Source organism: Bartonella grahamii ATCC 700132 (assembly GCF_000518085.1).
Classification (GTDB): domain Bacteria; phylum Pseudomonadota; class Alphaproteobacteria; order Rhizobiales; family Rhizobiaceae; genus Bartonella; species Bartonella grahamii.
In genome coordinates this window covers 1-1,108 of the sequence record NZ_JACX01000070.1, presented here as the reverse complement: position 1 = coordinate 1,108, position 1,108 = coordinate 1, and the positions used below count along the sequence as shown (strand labels likewise).

Annotated in this window: 2 protein-coding genes; both read right to left on the bottom strand. The window is 31.5% G+C overall.

All coding sequences use genetic code 11. From position 1 onward, the window contains the following. Nucleotides 1–122: 122 nt before the first annotated feature. Nucleotides 123–866 carry a TrbJ/VirB5 family protein gene (locus U736_RS0108780; RefSeq protein WP_015857024.1) on the bottom strand — a complete coding sequence of 248 codons (744 nt, stop codon included), beginning with the start codon at nucleotides 864–866 and terminating at the stop codon, nucleotides 123–125. Beyond that, entirely contained in the window at nucleotides 863–1,006 is a 144-nt protein-coding gene (locus U736_RS11980) for a hypothetical protein (protein WP_015857023.1), read from the bottom strand. The genes U736_RS0108780 and U736_RS11980 overlap by 4 nt, the downstream gene beginning before the upstream one ends. Nucleotides 1,007–1,108 lie beyond the last annotated feature (102 nt).

Genomic DNA, 1,108 nt, shown 5'->3' with positions numbered 1-1,108 from the left:
ATTTTCATCACAATATTTTGGCTTTGATAAAATCTTTGTGCCTCTCTGAATTGTTCAGATAGTACTGAACCTTCTACATTAGCTTTTGTTTTCATGAAAAAAAGCAAATGTTGTAAAGAGCTTTATTGGTTATATCTTATTTCAGGCATACGTTTGTTGTAAGAGGCTACAATTTTGCTATACAATTTACGTTTTTGTATTTCGATAAGAGTCTCTTCGTCATCGCTTAAATTTCTGACCATTTGTAGCTTTGTATATTCATTTTGGATCATGGATGACATGGTCTTAATGCGTGTTTGTAGATCAAAAAGTTCTTTCAGATCTTTTGTGTTATTTATCTTATCTAAGAAATCTTTCACTTGTTTAAAGCGGTTCTCTATGTCTTTGAAAGTTTGTAAACTTACAGCTTTTTCGATAATTCCACTATATTTAAGACGTGTATTAATTATTTCGCGTATCTTATAATACGGCAATTTCTGGAAGCTGTCCCTTTTCTCTTCGAGAACAAGTTTACGAAAAAGATTTCTATAGTGCCCAACATATATGGCTTGGTAGTTTGTTTTTGTGTCTGGGTAGTCAAAAGGCGAAACTGGTATGAAAAAACTAAAAGTGTCTCCTAGTGTATATGGTGGTATTTTAGGTCCTATTATAGACTGATGGATTTTTTTCGCGTTTTCGATCTGCTTTTTGGTTTCTTCAATTTGTTGTTTTAACAACTTAATAATTTCCAGATAGTTTGCTTTTGAAAAAGGAATTTGAACAGTTGAATCTTGAGTTGTAGAACCCCAACTAAAGTTAGACGTTAGAGTTAAATTTATCATTCCAAAAAGGGTAATCATTCCTGTTATAGTAAGAATCTTTCTCATATACTTGCTCGCTTGATTTCGGCAGGGATTGTTTTATTAATAGGCACACGGTTCCTATCATTGGGCTGTTTTAGCTTTGGTGCTAATGCACAAGCTGATAAAAGATTTGTAATTAAAATTATAAGGGTGCTCGACTTCATTTTAACTATTTTTGATAATTAAACAAAGCCTGATATTTATTGTCATTATTATAATTTTGATACTAAAGTAAAGTGTATAGTTTGCGATAATTGATCTTTTCT

Bases quoted from the DNA above. Each gene is read 5' to 3' on its own strand.
- U736_RS0108780 (WP_015857024.1), bottom strand. From the start codon at position 866: ATGAGAAAGATTCTTACTATAACAGGAATGATTACCCTTTTTGGAATG.
- U736_RS11980 (WP_015857023.1), bottom strand. From the start codon at position 1,006: ATGAAGTCGAGCACCCTTATAATTTTAATTACAAATCTTTTATCAGCT.